We start from the raw sequence: 20,378 nt of genomic DNA, 5'->3' as shown, positions 1-20,378 counted from the left end.
CGGTTAGCCAAATATGGCGAAAACCTAAGCATTGGCGACAGGACCCACCGTGTTCGACGGCACATCCAACCACATGTCTGGCGTGAACGAGACGCCCCCCGCCGTATCAGCCCGCCGGAAGTCTCACCGTCATCACCAGTCCCCCGCCTTCCCTGGGGATCGCCTTCACGGTCCCCTGGTGAGCGCGGACGACCGCGCGCACGATGGACAGCCCGAGCCCCGCACCGCGCGCGGATTCCACGCGGTCGGAGTGCAGGCGCCTGAAAGGTTCGAACAGGTCGTCCACCTCGTACGCGGGAACGTGCGGCCCGGTGTTGGCCACCTGAACAACCGGAGTGCCGTCCACCATTCCCGTACGGAGCCAGACTTCTCCGGACTCGCCGATGTTGTGCTTGATCGCGTTCTCCACCAAGTTGGCGACCAGGCGTTCGAGCAGCACCGGGTCGCCCATCGTGGGCGCGGGGCGCAGGTCGGCGTGCACGCTCACCTGCGTCTCCTCGGCGAAGGACGCGTGCTGCTCGACCACGGTCTGCCCGACGTCGCGCAGGTCGACGGGCTTGCGGGTGGCGAGCTCCCGTTCGCTGCGGGCGAGCAGCAGCAGGCCCTCGATGAGGTGCTCGTTCCTGGCGTTGGTGCCGAGCAGGGTGCGCCCGAGGACCTTCAGGTCCTCCGAGGCGCGCGAGTCGCCGAGCGCGACCTCCAGCACCGTGCGGTTGATCGCGAGGGGCGTGCGCAGCTCGTGGGAGGCGTTGTCCACGAAGCGCCGCTGGGCGTCGAAGGCCCGGTTGAGCCGGGTGAGCATCGCGTCGAAGGTGTCGGCGAGCTCCTTGATCTCGTCGTTGGGGCCCTGGAGGTCGATGCGCTCGTGCGCCAGCGAGGTCTCCGACAGCCGGCGCGCGGTCGCGGTCATCTTCTGGATCGGGCGCAGCGCCCGGTCGGCGACGAAGTAGCCGAACAGCAGCGCCAGGATGCCCACTCCGCCGAGGGCCAGCAGCGATCTGATCAGCAGTTGGTGCCGGGCGGCGGTGATGGTGTCGGCGCGGAAGTTCGCCCATCTGTCCTGGAGGACGGCCGCGTAGCCGGTCGGGACGTCGTCCAGGTTGAACGGGAAAGCCGGCCAGGAGTCCTGGATCGCCTTCCCGACGAAGGAATAGATCACGAAGAGCAGCAGGGCGCCCGCCGCGAAGAACAGCGCGCCGTAGGTCAGCGTCAGCCGCACCCGGATGCTCATGCGCCCGGTGACCCGCTTCAGCCGGGCCAGCAGGTCCTCGGCGACCGGCCTCGGGGCGATGGGCGGCGGCCCGTCCCAGGCGGGCGGCCCGCTCGGCGGCGGGGGCGCCGCCTTGGGGCGGAACGGCTGGCGGCCGCCCTCGAACGACAACACCTCGCTCCGCCGGCCGCCTCCCCAGGCGGGCGGGGTCTTGGCGGGCTGCGCGGGGACGCGGGGGCCGGGCTCGGCGGCGCCCGCCGAAGGCGAGGGCTGGACGACGGGGGTGGCCGTGGCCGCGCGCGGCGGTGAGCCGGCCGGCCGCCGGCCTGCCGCCGCCGTGCCCTGCCCGCCCGCGCGGACCGGCGCCGCGTTCTGCGTGCGCTCGCGGACCTGCGCGGCCTTCTGGGAACCCGTGCGGACCTGCGCGGCGTTCTGGGCGCCCGCGCGGACCGACAGGGCCGCCGGTCCCGGCGCGGCGCCGGCGTCCTCGGCGCCGGCGGGCAGCGGGGAACCGGGCGGGACGATGACCGGCTGGGGAGCGGCGAAGGTGGGACGCCCGGCCTCGGCGTCCCGCGCCGCGTCGTGTTCCTCGCTCACAGCTTGTAACCCACTCCCGGCACCGTCTCGATCACCGCCGGCTCGCCGAGCTTCTTGCGCAGCGTCATCATCGTGACCCGCACCACGTTGGTGAAGGGGTCGATGTTCTCGTCCCAGGCCTTGTCGAGCAGGTCCTCCTGGCTGACGACGGCGCCCTCGGCCCGCATCAGCTCCTCAAGGACGGCGAACTCCTTCTTGGTCAGCGCGATCTCGTTGCCGTCCCTGGTGACCAGGCGCTTGCCCGGGTCCAGGCGGACGCCCGAGCGCTCCAGCACCGGTGGCAGCGCCGGCGCGGAGCGACGGCCGAGCGCCCGCACGCGGGCCACCAGCTCCATGAAGGCGAACGGCTTGGCCAGGTAGTCGTCGGCGCCGAGCTCCAAGCCCTCGACCTTGTCGTCCACCTCGCCCGACGCGGTGAGCATCAGGATGCGCGAGGCGGTGCGGCCGGCCACCAGGCGCCGGCACACCTCGTCGCCGTGGATCTTCGGCAGGTCGCGGTCCAGCACGATCACGTCGTAGTCGATGTACCCCGTGCGCTCCAGCGCGCCGGCGCCGTCGTAGGCGACGTCGACGGCCATCGCCTCCCGGCGCAGCCCCGTCGCGATCGCGTCCGCGAGCACCCGCTCGTCTTCCACCACAAGCACTCGCACGGCCCTGGCACCTCCTGCTAGTCGCGACCTCGCGCGATCGGTCATTGCTCCACGGCCGGGCGGTTGCGCTTCCCGCGCCCGTGGCCGTACCCCGCGCAGGCCCATTCTTGCCACATCCGGCTTAAGCGCATGGTAAGCACTCGTCCGCCGTGCGCCGGACGCGTGACATAAAGCACACCCCGGACATAAGGCATGGCGGGTTTAAGCACGACAGAGCGGTGGGTAGACCCGCAAGACCCACTCACATGGCCGGGGAAGACGTTGTGCTCTCCCCAGGCGGTAGGTGGCCACACTGCTCCTTCGCCCCTCGAGAAAGAAGGTGAGATGGGCGAGTTCACCAGCACGATCACATACCGGCTCGACCAGGCCTATAAAGGTCTCGAGGAGGCGCGCACGAGCGGCGACGACTTCCTCGCCGACACTCTCACCGCCGAGATAGAGGATCTGCGCCGCATCGCCGTCGACAACGGCGTGCCGATCCAGACCTGACCGGCCTCCTCGCCCACGGCGCCGGGCCCGCCCCTACCCATGGGGCGGGCCCTTCGCATGCCGGGGAGCCTCGTGGACGTCCGGCGGCGCCGGGCTACAGGTCCCGCTCGGGGTTCAGCGGGACGAGCAGGTCGTGCAGGTCCTGGAACAGGCCGGGCGCCGCGCACAGCGTGAGCCTGCGGCTCTGCGGCCGCCCGTTCAGCCCGCCGATCCTGGCCCCCGCCTCGGCGGCGATCAGGCCGCCGGCCGCGAAGTCCCAGATCTGCGGGCCCCGCTCGTAGTACCCGTCCACCCGCCCGGCCGCGACCGAGCACAGGTCCACCGCGCACGACCCGCCCCGGCGGATGTCGCGCACCACCGGCAGCACCCGCGTCAGCACCTCGGCCTGGACGGCCCGCCGCTCGGGCAGGTAACCGAACCCGGTGGCGATCAGCGCCTCGGCGAGCGGCACCCCGGCGGTGCAGCGCAGCCGCTCGGCCGCGACGCCCTCGCGCAGCAGTTCGGCCCCGCCGCCCTTGGCCGCCGCGTACAGCTCGCCGCGCGGCGGCACGTTCACCACGCCGGCGACCACCTCCCCGTCGACCTCCACGGCGATGCTGACCGCCCAGTCCGGCAGGCCGTACATGAAGTTGACCGTGCCGTCGATGGGGTCGACGATCCAGCGGACACGGCCTTCACCGGTCTCGGCGCCCGCCGTCTCGCCTTCCTCCTCGCCGAGGAAGGCGTCATGCGGCCTTTCGGCCCTGACCCGCTGCCTGATCAGCTCCTCGGAGGCGCGGTCCAGGGCGGTGACCACGTCGGTCCTGCTGGACTTGGTCTCGATCGCCTCCGGGCGCGCGGTGCGCTTGGCGAGCAGCATGTCCCCCGCCTCGCGCGCGATGTCGGCGGCCAGCCGCAGGAAGTCGGTCATGCCACCGACTCCGGGCGCTTCCACTCCTCGCCGAGCACATGCTGACCGAGGAACGCCAGCACGGTCTCGTACCAGGCGACCGCGTTGCCCGGCTTGAGGATCCAGTGGTTCTCGTCGGGGAAGTAAAGGAACTTCGACTCCACCTGCGACCTGCGCAGGTCCCACCACAGGCGCAGCGCCTCGCCGATCGGCACGCGGTAGTCCTTGTCGCCGTGGATCACCAGCATCGGGGTGGTGATCTCGCCGAGCCAGTGGTGCGGCGACAGATCCCGGTACAGATCGCCGCCGACCGGGCCGAACTCCCGCTCCCAGTAGTCGGAGGCGTCGGTGGTGCCGGCGAACTGCTCGAGGTTCCACAGCGAGGCGTGCGTCACGACGGCGCGGAACCTGTCGGTGTGCCCGGCGATCCAGTTGGCCATGTAGCCGCCGAAGGACCCGCCCATCATGCCCGTGCGCCCGCCGTCGATGTCCGGGCGGGCGACGCACGCGTCGGTCACCGCCATCAGGTCGGCATGGGTGCGCGGGCCCCACTTGCCCCAGCCGCGCGCGATCATGTCCTGTCCGTACCCGGTGGACATGCACGGGTCGGGCATCAGGACGGCGTAGCCGTGCTCGGCCATGATCCAGGGGTTCCAGCGCCACATCCAGTCGTTCCAGCTCGCCATCGGGCCGCCGTGGACCCACAGCAGCAGCGGCGCGGGGTTGTCCGCCGAGGCGCCGGCGGGCAGCGCGAGCCAGGCCCTGATCTCCACGCCGTCGTCGGCGACCGCGGACACCTCGGTGAGCGTCCCGGGGATCTCGACCTTCGGCGCCGGGGACGGCAGCTCGGTGATCCCGCCGCCGCCCAGGTCGATGCTGACCGGAGCGGGCGGGGCGTCGGGGAAGCTGCGCAGCGCGTACAGGCGCCGCCCGTCGGGCGAGGGGCACAGCTCCTGGTAGGCGCCGTCGGGCGGGGTGAGGCGCTCGTGCTCGCCGGAGAGGCTCACCTTGAAGATCGGGCGCCTGCCGTGGTCGTCGGCGGCGACGTAGAGCGAGCCCGAGTCGGGCGCCCAGGCGACGCCCGCGGCCGGCAGGGCGACGGTGCTCGCCTGTCCGCCGTCCTGCCCGGCCTCCAGGGGACCGATCCACAGCGTGTACTCGACCGGCCGGTCCACGGCGCCGGGGCGCATCATCAGGCAGGCGACGTGACGGCCGTCCGGGGAGACGGTCACCAGTCCCGCGACCTCGAGGGCGGGGTCGGACACCAGGGTGCGCCGCTCGCCGGTGGCCACGTCGATCGCCACCAGCTCGAACCGGACGCCGCCGGTCGGCAGCGGCACGCCCCAGGAGGTGACGACGGTGGAGCCGTCGGGGGTGAGCGCGAAGGAGACCTCCTGCAGCGCGCCGCCCGGGTCGGGGGTCAGATCGCGCGGCTCGGCGAGCGCCGGGAGCGCGGCGGCGAACAGCCGGGTCCGCGCGGGGCCGAGGTCGTGGTCCCAGAAGCGGACGGGATATCCCTCGTGCAGGACCGCGCTGATCCCGGCGTCCTTCCTGGCCTTGCGGCGCTCGGCCTCGGAGGCGGCGTCGCCGTCGAGCACGTCCGCGGTGAAGACCACGCCGTCACCGGCGGTCTCGACGGCGCCGATGCCGCCGGGCCGGTCGGCCACCCTGCGCGCCTCGCCGCCCTTGGCGGACAGCAGCCACAGCGCGGGCACCTCGTCCTCGGGCTGGTCCTTGACGTCCGGGTCGGGACGCCGCGACACGAACAGCAGGTCGCCGTCCCGGGTGAACCGGGCGCCGGTCTCCCCCTTGGCCGAGCGGGTCAGCCGGAACGCCTCACCCTCGGGCTCGACCGGCACCTGCCAGATGGAGGTTCCGTAGGACTTCCCATCGGGGTTCAGCGACTGGACGACGGACACCAGCCGGGACCCGTCCGGGGACAGTTGCAGCGACAGCACTCGGGGAATGGCGACAAATTGGCGTATGTCCTTGAAGAGGCTCACTTCCCCGAACCTACCCCCCTCTCCCGCCGCCGCCCCAACACCACACCCACCCCGCCCCGCGCCGACGCCGCAGAGCCCTCCCTCCGCGCCCCGCGCCCGCGCCGACGTCAGCGCCGCAGAGCCTTCCCTTCGCGCCTCGAGTCGCCGCACATCCCTCCTCTGTGCCTCGCGCCGCCGCACACCCCTTCCTCCGCGCCTCGCGCCGGCGCCGCCTCGCCTTCGCACGGTGCTTCCCGACGCCGCTCCCCGACGCCGCATCCCGCGCGATGGGGTTGGATGGAGGCATGGCTCGTTACGACGCGTTGCTGATCGTCTCCTTCGGCGGGCCCGAGAAGCCCGAAGACGTCATGCCGTTCCTGGAGAACGTCGTCCGCGGCCGGGGCGTCCCCCGCGAGCGACTGCTGGAAGTGGAGGCCCACTACCAGGGCTTCGGCGGGGTCAGCCCGATCAATCAGCAGTGCCGCGACCTGATCGAGGCGCTGCGGCCCGAGGTGGACCTGCCGATCTACTGGGGCAACCGCAACTGGCACCCGTTCCTGCGCGACACGCTGGGCAAGATGGCCGCCGACGGCGTCACCCGCGCGGCCGCCTTCATCACCGCCGCCTACAGCTCCTATTCCAGCTGCCGCCAGTACCTGGACGACATCGCCCGGGCCAGGGCCGAGGTCCCCGGCGCTCCGGAGATCGTCCGGCTGCGCCACTACTACGACCACCCCGGCTTCATCGCCGCGATGACCGACCACACCCGCGAGGCCCTCGAACGGCTCCCCCAGGAGCACCGCGACGCCGCCCGGCTGGTCTTCACCGCCCACAGCATCCCGGTGTCCATGGCCGCCTCCTCCGGCCCGTCCGGTGGGGCGTACGAGGCCCAGTTGCGCGCCGCCGCCGCGCTGGTCGCCGGCGACCGGCCGTGGGACCTGGTGTGGCAGAGCCGCAGCGGCCCGCCCCAGGTGCCGTGGCTGGAACCCGACGTGTGCGACCACCTCGCCGCCCTGCACGAGGGCGGCACGAGCGCCGTGGTGCTGGTGCCCATCGGGTTCGTCTCCGACCACATGGAGGTCGTCTACGACCTCGACACCGAGGCCGCCGCCGTCGCCCGCGACCTCGGCATGCACCTCACCCGCGCCGCGACGGCCGGCACCCATCCGCGGTTCGTCTCCATGGTCCGCGAACTGCTGGACGAACCCGAGCCCGCGGCCTGCCTCGCCACCTGCTGTCCCGCCCCCCGCCCCCGCCCCCAGGCGTAGGCGCGGGCCTCGCGCTCAGGCGCGGGCACCAGGTCCCGCGCCAGCAAGGGCGCAGGCCCACTTGCGGGCGCGGGCGTCGCGCTGAGGCGTAGGCGCGGGCGTAGGCGTCGCGCTGAGGCGTAGGCGTCGCGCTCAGGCGTAGGCGCGGGCGTAGGCGTCGGCGATGCCGAGGACCTTGTTCACGTAGTCCCAGGAGTGGTTGTAGCGGAAGACCGCCGAGCGGAGCTTCGCGCCGCCCTGCCCGGCGCCGTTGGCGCACAGGTAGCGGGCGGCGCCGGGCACGGCGTCGTACGGGCTCCAGATGTCGGACCTGCCGTCCCCGTCGCCGTCCACGCCGTAGGCCTTCCAGGTGGCCGGCATGAACTGCATCGGGCCGAGCGCGCCCGCCGAGGACGGGCCGTTGTTGCGCCCGTGGCCGCTCTCGACCTGCCCGATGGCGGCCAGGACGGTCCACGACAGCCCCGGGCAGCCCTGCGCCGAGAGCTTGTAGAGGTCCAGGTAGCCGGCCGGCCGGCCGACCCGGTAGGTCCCCGGCTGGGCCTGCGCCGTCAGCGGTGCGGTGCTCGGCGCCGCGCTCGGCGGGGCCACCGGCACGGGCGTGCCGGCCGCGCTCCGGGCGCCGACCACCACCACCTGTGCGCCCGCGCCCAGCAGCCGCCTGACCCGCACGCCAACGGCCGCCGCCTTGCCCGCCGGGGTGTGCACGAGAACCGCCACGCCGGGGACCATGCCGAGCGCGCGGCCCACCTCCTTGCCGACCAGCCCGTCGACGCCCGGCAGCCCGAACGGCGCCGACGCGGCGACGCGCAGCCGCGACCCGGCGCCCGCCTCGTACTCGCCGCCGAGCTGGAGCAGGTAGCGGCCGGCCGTCCTTGACTCGGCGATGAACTCTCCGCGCGCCAGCGCGCTCCACACCTCGGGCTCCTCGGCCACGGCCTTCGGCGCCCACGGGCGGAACTCCGCCGGGTCGACGGCGAGCAGGTTCAGCGTGGCCGTGGAGAAGCGCACCGCCCCGGCGTCGGCCAGCGTCACCTTGCCGACGTACTTCAGCGCGGCGATCCGCCGCAGCGCCGCCTCGGTCACCGGCGTGCGGGCCACGGCGATCAGCCGGGGCGGCGTGGCGGCCACCCGCTGGTACGCCGCCGAGCCGGAGGCGGTCGCCTCGGGAGAAGGGGTCGTCGTAGGCCTGGCGTTCGCGTCCGGACCGGCGTTCGCGTCCGGACCGGCGTTCGCGTCCGGACCGGCGTTCGCGTCCGGACCGCGCGTGGAGGTCGTCGTCTTCGGTCCCCTGTCGCTCTTCGGTCCCGTCTCGCTCTCGGGTCCCGCGGTCCTCTTCGGTCCCGTCTCGCTCTTCAGTCCCGCCGTCCTCTTCGGTCCCGCGATCGTCTTCGGTCCCGGGCTCGTCCTGGGGTCGACGGTGGTTCTCGGAGCCGTGGTCGTCCTGAGGTCCGGGGTCGCCATGGGGTTCGCCGTCGTGCTCGGGTCGACGGTCGTCCTGAGGCCGGTGCCGCCGTCCGGGACGGTGGCGGCGGAGGACGGGAGCGGCGACCCGGCCACGATCGGGCCCGGCGTCAGGACCGGGAACGGCGACACCTGCGCGGACAGGTCACCGACGCCGGCCAGTTGGGTGCGGGCGGCGGCGGGAACGGCGCCGGCCGTGCCACGGCTGACCAGGAAGGCTCCGCCGGCCGCGACGCCGAGGACGATCAGCAGTGCCAGCCCGGCCATGACGGCGCGCGCCGGCAGCGGCCGAGGGGGAGGGGACACTTGACCCACGTTAGCCCCAGGAGTCCGTATTCGTGTACGTTGCCGGAAAATCACTTGAGCCGCGCTTCGATGGTGCGCGAAGGTGATGCGACACCGTAAGACGTGCGCCGGGGGCGTGCGAAAGGGGCGAGATCGTGGTCGGGCCGTATCGAGATCTGTTCAGCGCGCCCGGCACCAGAGGCTTCGTGATCGCCGGGTTCGTCGGGCGGATGCCCATGTCGATGCTCGGCATCGGCATCGTGCTGCTCATCTCGGCCCTCACCGGCTCGTACGCGACCGCTGGAGCGATCTCGGCGACGGTCGCCATCGCCTACGCGGTCGCCGCCCCGCTGTCCGGACGGCTGGTCGACCGCTTCGGCCAGGCCAGGGTACTCATGCCGCTGGTGCTGCTGCACGGCGCCGCGCTGGTCGTGCTCATGCTGTGCACCGCCCTGGGCGCGCCCATGTGGGCGCTCTTCGTGTCGGCCGTGGTCGTCGGCGGGGCCGCGACCTCGCTCGGCTCGATGGTGCGGGCCCGCTGGTCGCACATTCTGGGCCGCTCCGCGAAGCTGCACACGGCGTTCTCGTTCGAGTCGGTGGCCGACGAGGTGATCTTCGTGGCCGGACCCGCCCTGGTCACCGGCCTGACCACCCTGGTGAACCTGTACGCAGGCCTGATCTTGGCCCTGGTGTCCACCGTCGTCGGCACGGTGGCGTTCTCGCTGCAGCGCGGCACCGAGCCGCCCGTGCGCCCGGCGCACGCGCAGTCCGGCAGCCCGATCACCATCCCCGGCGTCGCGCTGCTGTCGTGCGTGTTCCTGGCGATGGGCGCGGTCTTCGGGTCGGTCGACCTGATCACCGTGGCCTTCGCGGAGGACCACGGCGCCAAGGCGGCCTCGGGTCTGCTGCTCGGGTCGTTCGCGGGCGGCAGCATGGTCTCCGGGCTCTGGTACGGGTCGCGGCGCTGGCGCATCTCGCTGCGCCGGCGGTTCACGCGCGGCATCGCGGTGTTCGCCGCCGGCCTGACGCCGATCCTGCTCATCGGGGACATCAAGGTCATGGCGATCGCCCTGTTCTTCGCCGGGCTGGCCATCTCCCCCACGATCATCACCGGGTACGCGCTGATCGAGCGGCTGGTGCCGGGTCACCTGCTCACGGAGGGCATGTCGTGGGTGTCCACGGCGGTCGGCTTCGGCGTCGCCATCGGCGCCTGGGCGGCGGGACGGCTGACCGACGCCTTCGGCGCGTCCAACGCCTACGCGTTCTCGTTCGTGTGCGCACTGCTGGCCGTGGCGATCGGCCTCGGCGGCAGCACCTTGCTGCGCACGCCCGAGGCCGGTCATGCCGAGGCCAGCTCCCCCGCCACCTGATCTCCGCCCCTGCCCGGCGGCGGGGCCGGCGGATCCGCCCGCGGGCGCCGCACATGAGAGCTGCTCACATCTCTGGTCTTCGGCGTGCCACGTGGTTATCGTGCTCGTGCATGAAGGCCGTCTTCCGCAACTGGGCCGGCAACCAGTCCGCCGTCCCCGCCGAGGTCCGCACCCCCGCCTCCGCCGGCGAGGTGTCCCAGGCCGTGCGGGACGCCGCCGCGCGCGGCCTGCGGGTCCGCATGGTCGGCACCGGGCACTCCTTCACCGGAGTGGCGATCACCGATGGCATCCTGCTGCGGCCGGACGCGCTCACCGGCGTTCAGGAGGCCGGCGACGGCCGGGTGCGGGTCGCGGCCGGCACGCCGCTGCGCGTGCTGAACGAGGAGCTCGACCGGCGGGGGCTCGCGCTCGCCAACATGGGCGATATCACCGAGCAGACCGTCGCCGGCGCGATCCAGACCGGCACCCACGGCACCGGCCGCGACGTCGGCGGCCTGGCCGACCAGGTCACCGAGCTGGAGATGGTGCTCGCCGACGGATCGGTCGTCACGGTGTCCCACGGTGACCTGTTCGACGCGGCCCGGGTCGGCCTCGGCGCGCTCGGCATCCTCACGGCGGTCACGTTCAAGGTCGAGCCGTCGTTCCTGCTGCGCAGCGACCGGCGGCCCATGGCGCTGGGCGAGATGCTCGACTCTCTTCCGGAGATGACCGGCGAGAACGAGCACCTGGACTTCTTCTGGCTGCCGCACACCGACACCTGCCTGACCAAGCGCAACAACCGCACGCCCGGCCCCGCCGCGCCGCCCGGCGCCTTGCGCCACTGGCTGGACAGCGTCTTCATGGAGAACACGCTCTTCCACGCGCTGTGCGCGGTCGGTGGGCGCTTCCCGGACGCGATCCCCAGGCTGAACGGCATCTCCGCGGGCGCGCTGTCCGCCTCCTGTCACACCGACAAGGCGTACAAGGTGTTCACCAGCGTGCGCAACGTGCGCTTCCTGGAGATGGAGTACGCGATCCCGCGCGAGCGGCTCGGCCAGGCCCTGCGCGAGACCCGCGACCTCATCGAGCTCAGCGACTGGCTGATCACCTTCCCCATCGAGGTGCGGGTCACCCCGCCCAGCGACGCGTGGCTGTCCACGGCGTTCGGCAGGGAATCGGCGTACATCGCCTGCCACGTCTACCGCCCGACGCCCAACCCCGCGTACTTCGAGGGCGTCGAAGCGATCATGACGCGGCTCGGCGGGCGCCCGCACTGGGGGAAGCTGCACACCCGGGACGCCGCCTATCTCGCGACGGTCTATCCGCGTTTCACCGACTTCACGGCCCTGCGCGATGAACTGGATCCGGGCCGCCTGTTCGCCAACGACTACCTGACCGGCGTCCTCGGCTGACGCCGCATCCGTCGCGCCGGTGGCCGCTACCTGGCAGTGACCGCCGAGCCGTCCGAGGTTCCCGAGGTGCCGGTGCCGGACGTACCGGAGCCTCCGTCCGTCCCGCCCGAGGAGTCGCCCTGACCGCCGGTGTCCTGGTCGGCGGTCGGCCCTCCGGTGGCGCCGCCGGTGCTCTGCGGCGACGCGGCGTCCGACGGCTCGACCGACGGCTTCTGCGAGCCTCCGCCGGTCTGCCCGGACTCGTCCGTGGTGGGCTTGGCGGACCCGCCCGCCGAGGGTTCGCCCGCCGGCGCCTCGCCGGATTCGTCTCCGGGGGCGGACGGCGCCGGCGAGGGGTCTTCCCGATCGGACACCGTTCCGCCGAAGCTCGTCCCCGAGCCCTGCGCGCCGTGCACCGTCGCGGTCAGCGGTTTGCCGCTGACCAGCTCGAAGGCCACGATCCCGCCCATGCTCAGCCCGAAGGTGGCCACCGCCGCGGCGATCATCGTCACCCAGAGCGGCCTGCGTCCCGTCTTCCGGTGCGGAGAAAGCGGATCGCCGTCATTCCCGCCGGTCGGATGGGAATCCCCGTCGCCCCCGGCCAGCCGGACGGGCTCCCCGTCGCGCCCGCTCAGCCGCACCGGGTCGCCGGCGCCGACGGGCAGATCGGCGGGCCCGTTATCGCGGACGGTGGCGTGCACGGCCGTCGCCAGCCCCTCGTCTCCGGCCCGCGCGACCACCGTCTCCTCGGCCCGCTCGGCCAGTTCGTCGCTCTCCCGCTGCCCGGTGATCAGCGAGTGCGCCTCCAGGAGCCGGTCCTTCGTGCGGTGGATGTAGTGGGTGTAGATCGCGTTGCCGACCGTGGTGCCGGCGCTGGCCAGCGCCGCCCCGATCACCGTCCCGTGGACCCCGAGGAAGGACGCCGCCACGGCCGCCGTGGCCGCCGCCAGTGCACTGCCCGCGATCTGCGGTGCGCTCAGGTCCAGCCCTTGCTTGTCGCCCATCGGTCTCCTCGCCCGCCGTTCGTCGTCCCGCGTCCACGGCGGCCCGCTCCCCCCGGCCTCCCCGCGACGACGCCGCCGTGGCCGTGCGCGGCACGGGGCGTCTCGGGGCACGCCGGAGAGATCGGAACACCGCCGCATCGCTTCTATCCGGGATGGAACGAAACAACCATTTCACCCTGTTTTGGCCGGTCAGTCGGTGATCGACCGCTTCTCGCCGTCCCCGCTCGCCCGTCCCCCGGCGCACCGCGGGCCGGATCGCTCCATGCCGATCCGGTGTCCGTTCAGTGAAGTGGAGGGTGCGGAGTCGCGTGATTCGCGAGAATCTGGGAAGGACGCCTAACCCCGTTTGCTGCATATCGAGCAGCCGGTGGATAGGGTGAATGCGACATTTGAACCGCCTCTCATCGCTTCCCGCGTCTTTGAGGAAGGCGATGTTCGGACATGCCGGGTACGGTGCTGGCAGGCAACCGGCTCACGCGAGAGACTCAAGGGTCCGGGGGAAGATTGAGCACGACGACGAAGGGACTCGCATGCAGGAGCTCCGACTCGTCGCGGTGAGCGAGGACGGAACGTACCTCGTGCTGGCCACGGCCGGCAGGGGTACTCGGTTCACGCTTCCCGTCGACGAACGGCTCCGAGCGGCGGTCCGCGGCAACTTCTCCCGTCTCGGCCAGTACGAGATCGAAGTGGAGAGTCCGTTGCGCCCCAAGGAGATCCAGGCCCGCATCCGTGCGGGGGAGACCGCGGAGGAGATCGCCGCCACCGCGGGTATTCCGGTGGAGCGTGTCCGCTGGTTCGAAGGACCGGTTCTGCAGGAACGCGAGTACACCGCGCAGCAGGCTCAGCGCGTCGCCGTGCGAGTGCCCGGCGAGTCCACCCCCGGACCCACCCTCGGCGAACTCGTGACCGAGCGGCTGAGCCGCCGCGGCGTGCCCGCCGACGAGATCGACTGGGACTCCTGCAAGCGTGACGACGGCCTGTGGCGCATCAAGCTGGGCTTCGTCTGGAACGGTCACACCCGCAGCGCCGAGTGGCTGTTCGACCTGCGGCGGCGCCATGTCACCCCCTACGACGACGAGGCGCTGCGGCTGTCGGCCACCGAGTACGTCGAGCCTTCCGAGGAAGCGACGGTGACGCCCTTCGTGCCGAGGCTCGCCGCCAAGCTCGCGCCCGTCCCGGCCATCCCGGTCGAGGCGCCCGCATCCCTGCCCGGCGTCCCGCGACACGACTCCGGCCTGCGCGACCACCCGGAGCAGCCGCGCGCGGAGTTCCCCCGCGACCACGGCGACCACTCGCGCCCCGAAGTCTCCCGCGCCGGCGCGGAGGCTTCCCGGCCCCACCCGGACGCTTCCCGGACCCACCCGGACGCCTTCCGGCCCCATCCTGAAGGGCCACGGACCTCCCCCGAGGCACCCCGGCCCTACTCTGAGTCCGCGCGCATCCACCAGGAGCCGCCGCGCGGCGATCGCCTCGAGCCCACCTACGCGGCCCTTCCCCCGCACGCCCGCCAGGCGCCCACTGCGGAGCCGTCACGCGCCGATCTCCACGAGTTCCCGCAGCCCGTGCCCGCGTCCCCGCGCGCCTCCGCAGAGGTCGACCTGCGCGAGCCCACGCAGTCGTACCCGCGCGAACCGGCAGGTACGGAACCACGCGACTCCACCCAGGCCGGCCCGCGCGAGCCTGTGCGTACGGACTTGCGCGAGCCCGCACACGCGGATCCGCACCAGCCCGCACAGGCGGATCCGCGCGAGCCGACCACCCCGCGATACGGCGAACCGGCGGCCTACCGCCAGGAGCCGGCCGCGCCGTCCCACGCCGAGCCGGTGCCCACCCACGACCCGGCGCACGTCCAGCACCTGCGGCACGAGCAGCCGCAGCACGAGCGCCTGGAGTCCGAGCAGGAGCAGCCGCGGGATGCCGCCGAAGCAGTCGAGCCGTACCTGACGGCACTCGCCGCGTCCGAGGGTTCCCAGCACCCGGCGGCCGGCCAGGCCCACGACGACACACCCGCCCCGATGACGGCGCGGCCCGTCGCGCGGGCTGAGGCCACGGTCGAGACGGAAGCAGCCGCGCACGCACAGCAAGCCGCGCACCCCGACTCGGCCACACCCACGCCGCCGACCGCCCAGACGCAACCCGCCACGCACGCGCAGCCGACCGCCCAGGCGGAGCTCGCGAACACCCAGCGGCCGGCCCAGCCCGGACCAGCCGCGCACGCGCAGCCGACCGCCCAGACCGAACCGGCTCCGCACGCTCAGCCGACGGCGCACGCCGAACCCGCCACGAACGCGCAGGCCACCGCCCGGACGGAACCGGCGCACGCTCAGCGCCCCGTCGAGGCGGATTCGACCGCGCAGGGCGATTCGACCGCGCAGACGGACCCGACCGCGCAGACGGACCCGGCCGAGCCGGTCGCCGTTCAGCAGGCCGCCGCGACCGTGCCGGCGGCACCCGCCATCAGCGCCCCGGCGGCCACGGCGGAGCCTGATGCGGCATCGGCTGCTTCGCCGGCGGACGAGACGCGCCGGGAGGCCGCCATCCCGGCCGCCCAGGGCACGCGGACGCCGTCGGCCGAGTCGGCCACGACCGTCACGCCGGACGCGGCCGACGCCGAGCGGACGCCGGCCGATGCGGAGCGGCCCGAAAGCGAGGCCGCACGGCAGGACGTGCCCGCCGCACCGGTGGCGCAGCCCGCTCCCCAAGCGGCTCCCGCCCCAGCGGCCGCGGCGACCGTCGCCGAACCCGCTCCCGCAGCGGCCCCGGTGGCCCGGCCCGCGCCGACCGCCGCCCCTGTGCCACGCCCGGCACCGACGGCCGCCCCCGTGGCACGGCCCGCGCCCACGGCCGCCCCGGTCGCCCGGCCCGCACCCACGGCCGCCCCGGTCGCCCGACCGGCCCCCTCGGCGGCGCCGGTCGCGCGACCCGCACCCTCGGCCGCTCCGGTGGCCCGGCCCGCGCCCGGCGCCAAGAAGTCCGCGGCCGCCAGGAAGGCCGAGGCGGAGGATGCCGCGGTCGCCGTCCCGGCGGCGCGCACCAGCGGCGAGGCGGCCGACCGTCCCGCGGCCGCCGCCGAACCCGAGAAGGCCGAGCAGCCGGAGAAGGAGCCGAAGGCCGCCGAGCCCGCCGTTCCTCCGCAGGCTCCCAAGCCGCGGCCCGCGCGCAAGGGGTCGCGTGGCCGCCGTGCCTCCGTCCCCACCTGGGACGAGATCATGTTCGGCGCCCGCCGCCAGGACTGACCTCACCACCCAACGGCACCGCCCCATGGCAGGTCCACCGGCCCCCTACCGGCGGGCCTGCCAAGAACCCGCGCCCACTCCCCCGGCCGGCTCACCCTTCACCGACCAACGGCCCGCGGACCTCGACCTCGGGCCGGTCGGCTCACGGCCCGATGAGAGTCGACCTTGGACAGGCCGACCGACGGCCCCGCTGACCTCGACTCAAGGCGGACCGACCGACGGCCCGGTGAGGGCCGACCTTGAGTGGGGGCCGGCCGATGGACCGGTGAGCTGGGCCTCGAACTTGGGGGGCGTTCGCCGGTTCAGCGTTCGGCGGTGAAGGGGGTGATCCAGTCGGGGGTGACCTCGGCGGCGAATCGGACGCCCTGTTCCTCGCCGGTGTCGATCGCGGCGTAGCCTCCGCTCCCGGCGCCGACTCCGGCGATGACCGTCAGGACCCTTGACCGCCGCTGGAACCAGGTCTGCCGCAGAGTCCAGCCCACCACGGCGCGGCGTTCCACCACGGCCTGCGACCGGGGAAGCGACCCGGACCGCACGGCAAGGCGGGCGCCGTCGTAGGCGTGGCCGAGCGAGCGATAGCGGTCGAGCCCGAGGGGGACGCCGAGCGCGGCGACGATGACCGCGACGACGCCGAGCACGACCCAGCCGAGCAGGAAGGCGACCACGGCGACGGCGGCGCCGGGGGCCACGGCGCGGAAGAGCCGCCGCTGCAGTGCTTTCGGGGGGTGCGGACGCAGCGCCGCGCCGAAGGGGCCGATCGCCTCGGCCGCCACGCGGACGGCGAAGTCACGCGGCGCGACGGGGAGCAACTGGCCTCGTGTCCGTGAGTCGCCGAGGCCGGTGACGATCGCCCAGAGTCGCACGATCTTCACGCGCCGCTCGAGGACACCGTCGGCGATCTCGTAACCACGGATCCTGGCGTGTTCGAGCGCCACGCTGCGCCGTGTGATCAGCCCCCGTTCGGCCACCAGCGAGGAGCCGCGCCGGCTCAGCGTGAAGTGCCAGTTGAAGACCGCGTACATGACGGCCCCGGCCACCGGCATCGCCAGCACCAGTGCGATGGCGACCGCGACGAGCAGGAGGGGCCGGTGCCACAGCCACTCCCCCACGCCGATGGCGGCGCGCTCGCTCAGGCCGAACTCGTTGCCCCACTGAAACGCCAGGCCGACCGCGCCGCCCAGCAGGGCGAACGGGGTGAACAGGAACGCCCCGGACAGCGGGCCGTACAGCAGCCAACGCCAGGGAACCCGCGCGTACACCTGTTCCGGCTCGCTGACGGGCGTGGCCATCGGCGCGGGCCAGGCCCCGGGAACGGAGCCGGACGCCGCCGCACCGGCCGCACCGGCCGTGCCGGCCGTGCCCGCCATGTCCTCCAGGTCCGCCCTGGCCGCTGCACCCGCCGTGCCCGCCGCACCCGCTCTGCCCGTCGCGGCCGCGGGGCCGGCGTCGTGCCGCGCGGCACGGCTGCGCCGCAGGAGCACCTCACGCAGGCGTCCGGCCTCGGCGAGGGGGAGCCCGTCCAGTTCGCCCTCCTGCTTCTCACCTCCGCCAGCGCCGGTGTCGATGCGGACGACGGCGAGGCCGAAGAGGCGGTGCAGAGGCGGGGTGGTGACGTCCACGCCCCTGACACGGTGGAGCGGGATCGTCCGGACCGATCGGCTCACCAGCGACCGCGTGATCTCCAGCCGGTCACCGGCGACCCGGAAGGTGAAGGTGACCCAGCGCACCACGGCGTACCCGATCGACCCGACGACACCGAAGGCGGCCCAGAGGAACGACGACGGTGAGAAGCCGCCCACGAACAGCACGCCCATCAGGGGAAAGAACAACGAAGGCAGCATGCGCGCCAGATCGGTGAGCAGCACCAGCGGGCTCACCCGCGACGGCGCCCCCCATGCCGCATCCGCAGGCCCTCCAGGAGGCCCGGGAGGCGCGGGAGGCCCCGACTTTCCAGGGCCGGTGGGGCCGGCCGTGCCGGTCGGACCGGCCGGACCTGGGGGGACGGGACGGTGCGAGGGCTGGGACGGCTCGTCGCGGAGAGCGGGATCCTCGGTCAAGTGGCGTCGTCCCTCAGTTCGTGGGCCCGGTGCGCGAGGTCCTCGGCCAGCCGGGCCGCCACGGTGAAGTCGAGGCCCTTGATGGTCGACGAACCGGCGTAGGACGCCGTGCGGATCTCGACCGTGGCCAGACCCAGAAGGCGCTCGAACCAGCCCTGCTCCTTGTCCACCGTCTGGATGCGGCTGACCGGCACGAACACCCACTGGCGGCTGAACCACCCGGACCGGGCGTAGACGACGTCGTCCGCGAGCTCCCATCGGTGGACGGCGTACCGCCACAGCGGCTCGATCACTATGAACGGGAGCTCCACGACGCCGAGCACCCCGGGCAGCCACCAGATGTGCTCGCGGATCCACGACGGCACCCAGGACCAGCCGGAACCGGAGACCCAGGACGCCACCAGAGCGGTGCCCCCCACCAGCAGGACGTACCCGACGAGCGCCTCCAGCAGCCACAGCGTGATCGCGCGGCGCGAGACACGGTGAGCGGGATCACGCAGGGGAGCAGTCACGTCCCCCAGCCTAACGAGATCCCCTACCGGCCGGACGTGGCGGTGTCAGCGATCTGTCAGCGGCCGGGGCCGGGCGATGATCGGTCCTCAGGGAAATGTCAGTGCCGTCCAGCAGAATTCTGGTCAGTCACCCGGGCCGCGAGCCGAGAGTGACGGTCTTTCCCCCTTCACTTGAGGAGCTCGAAGCGATGCGATATGCGGTCCAGGCGGAAGGCCTGGTGAAACACTACGGGGAGACGCGCGCGCTCGACGGCGTCGATCTCGTCGTCCCCGAGGGCCGGCTGCTGGGTGTTCTCGGCCCGAACGGCGCGGGCAAGACGACCGCCGTGCGGATCCTCGCGACCCTGCTCAGACCCGACGCGGGCCGGGCGTCGGTCGGAGGTTTCGACGTCGGCCGCGAGGCGCACAAGGTCCGTTCCCTCATCGGCCTCACCGGGCAGTACGCCGCCGTGGACGAGACGCTGACCGGCGTGGAGAACCTCGTGATGATCGGCCGCCTGCTCGGCGTCTCCCGCGCAGGCGCGCGGCGGCGCGCCGAGGAGTTGCTGTCACGGTTCGACCTGACCGACGCCGGCGGGCGCGCCGCCAAGACCTACTCGGGGGGCATGCGCCGCCGCCTCGACCTGGCGGCGAGCCTCGTCGGCCGGCCCCAGGTGCTGTTCTTGGACGAGCCGACCACGGGCCTCGACCCGCGCAGCCGCACCGAGCTGTGGGACGTCGTGCGCGGCCTGATGGCCGAGGGCGTCACCGTGCTGCTCACCACGCAGTACCTCCAGGAGGCCGACGAGCTCGCCGACGACATCGTGGTGTTCGACCACGGCCGCGTCATCGCCTCCGGCACCTCCGACGAGCTGAAGGCCACCACCGGCGCGCAGGTCCTCCAGGTGCGGCCGCTGCTCGGCGAGCACATCCGGCTGGTGACCGATGTGATCACCGACGTGATCGGGGCGCGGCCCGAGGTGAGCGGGGGCCTCGCGACCGTGAACGTCAATGACCCCAAGGTGGTGCCCGCGATCGTGCGCCGCCTGGACGATCTGGGCGTGGTGGCCTCCGAGCTGAGCCTGCGCAAGTCCAGCCTCGACGAGGTGTTCCTGGCCCTGACCGGCCACCGCGCCGTCGAGGACGACACCTCCGCGCGGCACACCGAGCAGAAGGAAGAGGTGCCCGCGTGACCACGCTGACCGAGGCCGTTCCAGCGCCCGCCATCGCCGCACGCGTCGGCCCGGCCGCCGCGTTCCGGCACACCATGACGCTCGCCTGGCGCAGCCTGGTGCAGATCAAGCACAACCCGATGGAGCTCCTGGACCTGTCGGTGCAGCCCATCATGTTCCTGCTGCTGTTCACCTATGTGTTCGGCGGCGCGATCTCCGGGTCCACCTCCGAGTACCTCCAGTTCTCGCTGCCGGGGCTGGTGGTGCAGAACATGCTGTTCGCCACGCTGACCACCGCCATCGGGCTGAGCACCGACATCAACAAGGGCGTGTTCGACCGGCTGCGCAGCCTGCCGATCGCGCGGTCGGCGCCGCTGGCCGGCCGCATCGTCGCCGACACGCTCAAGCAGGTGTGGGCGTTCGCCCTGTTCGTGGGCCTCGGCACCGTGCTGGGGTTCCGCGTCCACACCGGGTTCGCCGGGGTGCTGGGCGCGCTGGCCCTGCTGCTCGGCTTCGCCCTGGCGATGTCCTGGCTGTCGGTCCTGATCGGCCTGACCGCCTCCGAGCCCGAGAAGGTGCAGATCATCGCGTTCTCGGTGATGATGCCGCTGACCTTCACCTCCAACGCCTTCGTCCCCACCAAGACGCTGCCCGAATGGCTGCAGCGGTGGGTCGAGGTCAACCCCGTCACCCATCTGGCCGACGCGGTCCGCGGCCTGCTCAGCGGGGGGCCGGTGGCCGGCCACGCGACGATCTCGCTGGCCTGGGGGCTCGGCATCGCCCTCGTCTTCGCCCCCCTGTCCCTGCGCGCCTTCCGTTCCCGCGGCTGAGATCCGGGTCGAGGCTC

The 20,378-nt window shown here is 73.3% G+C and carries 15 protein-coding genes; 7 read left to right on the top strand and 8 right to left on the bottom strand.

From position 1 onward, the window contains the following. Positions 1-106: 106 nt before the first annotated feature. Together ACWEN6_RS02285 and ACWEN6_RS02280 are read right to left on the bottom strand one after the other, a co-directional pair. Positions 107-1,291: a sensor histidine kinase gene (locus tag ACWEN6_RS02285; RefSeq protein WP_452568788.1), complete on the bottom strand. Its 1,185-nt coding sequence runs from the start codon at positions 1,289-1,291 to the stop codon at positions 107-109. A gap of 512 nt (positions 1,292-1,803) precedes the next feature. Further along, on the bottom strand, positions 1,804-2,457 hold the full coding sequence (locus ACWEN6_RS02280; RefSeq protein ID WP_354851018.1) for a response regulator transcription factor: 654 nt from the start codon (positions 2,455-2,457) through the stop codon (positions 1,804-1,806). A 324-nt stretch (positions 2,458-2,781) separates the two neighbouring features. Here ACWEN6_RS02280 and ACWEN6_RS02275 point away from each other — a divergent pair, with 324 nt between their 5' ends. Continuing rightward, positions 2,782-2,946 carry a hypothetical protein gene (locus ACWEN6_RS02275; protein ID WP_452568568.1) on the top strand — a complete coding sequence of 55 codons (165 nt, stop codon included), beginning with the start codon at positions 2,782-2,784 and terminating at the stop codon, positions 2,944-2,946. Between the two features lie 94 nt (positions 2,947-3,040). Here the strand turns inward: ACWEN6_RS02275 and ACWEN6_RS02270 are convergent, their stop codons facing one another. Together ACWEN6_RS02270 and ACWEN6_RS02265 are read right to left on the bottom strand one after the other, a co-directional pair. Further along, positions 3,041-3,856 carry an inositol monophosphatase family protein gene (locus ACWEN6_RS02270; RefSeq protein ID WP_452568567.1) on the bottom strand — a complete coding sequence of 272 codons (816 nt, stop codon included), beginning with the start codon at positions 3,854-3,856 and terminating at the stop codon, positions 3,041-3,043. Then, a complete protein-coding gene (locus ACWEN6_RS02265; RefSeq protein WP_452568566.1) occupies positions 3,853-5,838 on the bottom strand; it encodes a S9 family peptidase in 1,986 nt (661 codons plus the stop codon). Before ACWEN6_RS02265 ends, ACWEN6_RS02270 begins: the two co-directional genes overlap by 4 nt. A gap of 284 nt (positions 5,839-6,122) precedes the next feature. Here ACWEN6_RS02265 and ACWEN6_RS02260 point away from each other — a divergent pair, with 284 nt between their 5' ends. Further along, the gene (locus ACWEN6_RS02260) at positions 6,123-7,085 is read left to right on the top strand and encodes a ferrochelatase (protein ID WP_452568565.1); all 963 of its coding nucleotides are present in this window, start codon (positions 6,123-6,125) and stop codon (positions 7,083-7,085) included. Between the two features lie 132 nt (positions 7,086-7,217). Here ACWEN6_RS02260 and ACWEN6_RS02255 read toward each other — a convergent pair whose 3' ends face one another. Next, positions 7,218-8,852, bottom strand: a complete 1,635-nt coding sequence (locus ACWEN6_RS02255) for a lytic murein transglycosylase (RefSeq protein WP_452568564.1) — start codon at positions 8,850-8,852, stop codon at positions 7,218-7,220. Positions 8,853-8,986: 134 nt separating this feature from the next. On the opposite strand from ACWEN6_RS02255, the gene ACWEN6_RS02250 reads away from it, so the two are divergent. Both ACWEN6_RS02250 and ACWEN6_RS02245 read left to right on the top strand, forming a co-directional pair. Beyond that, complete coding sequence (locus tag ACWEN6_RS02250; RefSeq protein WP_452568563.1) at positions 8,987-10,201, top strand: MFS transporter; 1,215 nt, start codon at positions 8,987-8,989, stop codon at positions 10,199-10,201. Between the two features lie 110 nt (positions 10,202-10,311). Continuing rightward, positions 10,312-11,592, top strand: a complete 1,281-nt coding sequence (locus tag ACWEN6_RS02245; protein ID WP_452568562.1) for a D-arabinono-1,4-lactone oxidase — start codon at positions 10,312-10,314, stop codon at positions 11,590-11,592. Between the two features lie 26 nt (positions 11,593-11,618). On the opposite strand, the gene ACWEN6_RS02240 is transcribed toward ACWEN6_RS02245, so the two are convergent. Continuing rightward, the gene (locus ACWEN6_RS02240) at positions 11,619-12,575 is read right to left on the bottom strand and encodes a hypothetical protein (RefSeq protein WP_452568561.1); all 957 of its coding nucleotides are present in this window, start codon (positions 12,573-12,575) and stop codon (positions 11,619-11,621) included. Positions 12,576-13,105: 530 nt separating this feature from the next. Here ACWEN6_RS02240 and sepH point away from each other — a divergent pair. After that, positions 13,106-15,811 (top strand): septation protein SepH, encoded by a 2,706-nt coding sequence (sepH, locus tag ACWEN6_RS02235; protein ID WP_452568560.1) that lies wholly within the window; start codon positions 13,106-13,108, stop codon positions 15,809-15,811. 302 nt (positions 15,812-16,113) lie between these two features. On the opposite strand, the gene ACWEN6_RS02230 is transcribed toward sepH, so the two are convergent. Both ACWEN6_RS02230 and ACWEN6_RS02225 read right to left on the bottom strand, forming a co-directional pair. Then, positions 16,114-17,688, bottom strand: a complete 1,575-nt coding sequence (locus ACWEN6_RS02230) for a PH domain-containing protein (RefSeq protein WP_452568559.1) — start codon at positions 17,686-17,688, stop codon at positions 16,114-16,116. A gap of 176 nt (positions 17,689-17,864) precedes the next feature. Then, entirely contained in the window at positions 17,865-18,380 is a 516-nt protein-coding gene (locus tag ACWEN6_RS02225) for a PH domain-containing protein (protein ID WP_452568558.1), read from the bottom strand. Between the two features lie 188 nt (positions 18,381-18,568). Between ACWEN6_RS02225 and ACWEN6_RS02220 the strand changes: the two genes are divergently transcribed. Both ACWEN6_RS02220 and ACWEN6_RS02215 read left to right on the top strand, forming a co-directional pair. Next, complete coding sequence (locus ACWEN6_RS02220; protein WP_452568557.1) at positions 18,569-19,552, top strand: ATP-binding cassette domain-containing protein; 984 nt, start codon at positions 18,569-18,571, stop codon at positions 19,550-19,552. Next, the gene (locus ACWEN6_RS02215; protein ID WP_452568556.1) at positions 19,549-20,361 is read left to right on the top strand and encodes an ABC transporter permease; all 813 of its coding nucleotides are present in this window, start codon (positions 19,549-19,551) and stop codon (positions 20,359-20,361) included. Before ACWEN6_RS02220 ends, ACWEN6_RS02215 begins: the two co-directional genes overlap by 4 nt. Positions 20,362-20,378: the final 17 nt, after the last annotated feature.

This window comes from Sphaerisporangium sp. NPDC004334 (assembly GCF_053602655.1).
This window is presented reverse-complemented; position numbering and strand designations above follow the sequence as displayed.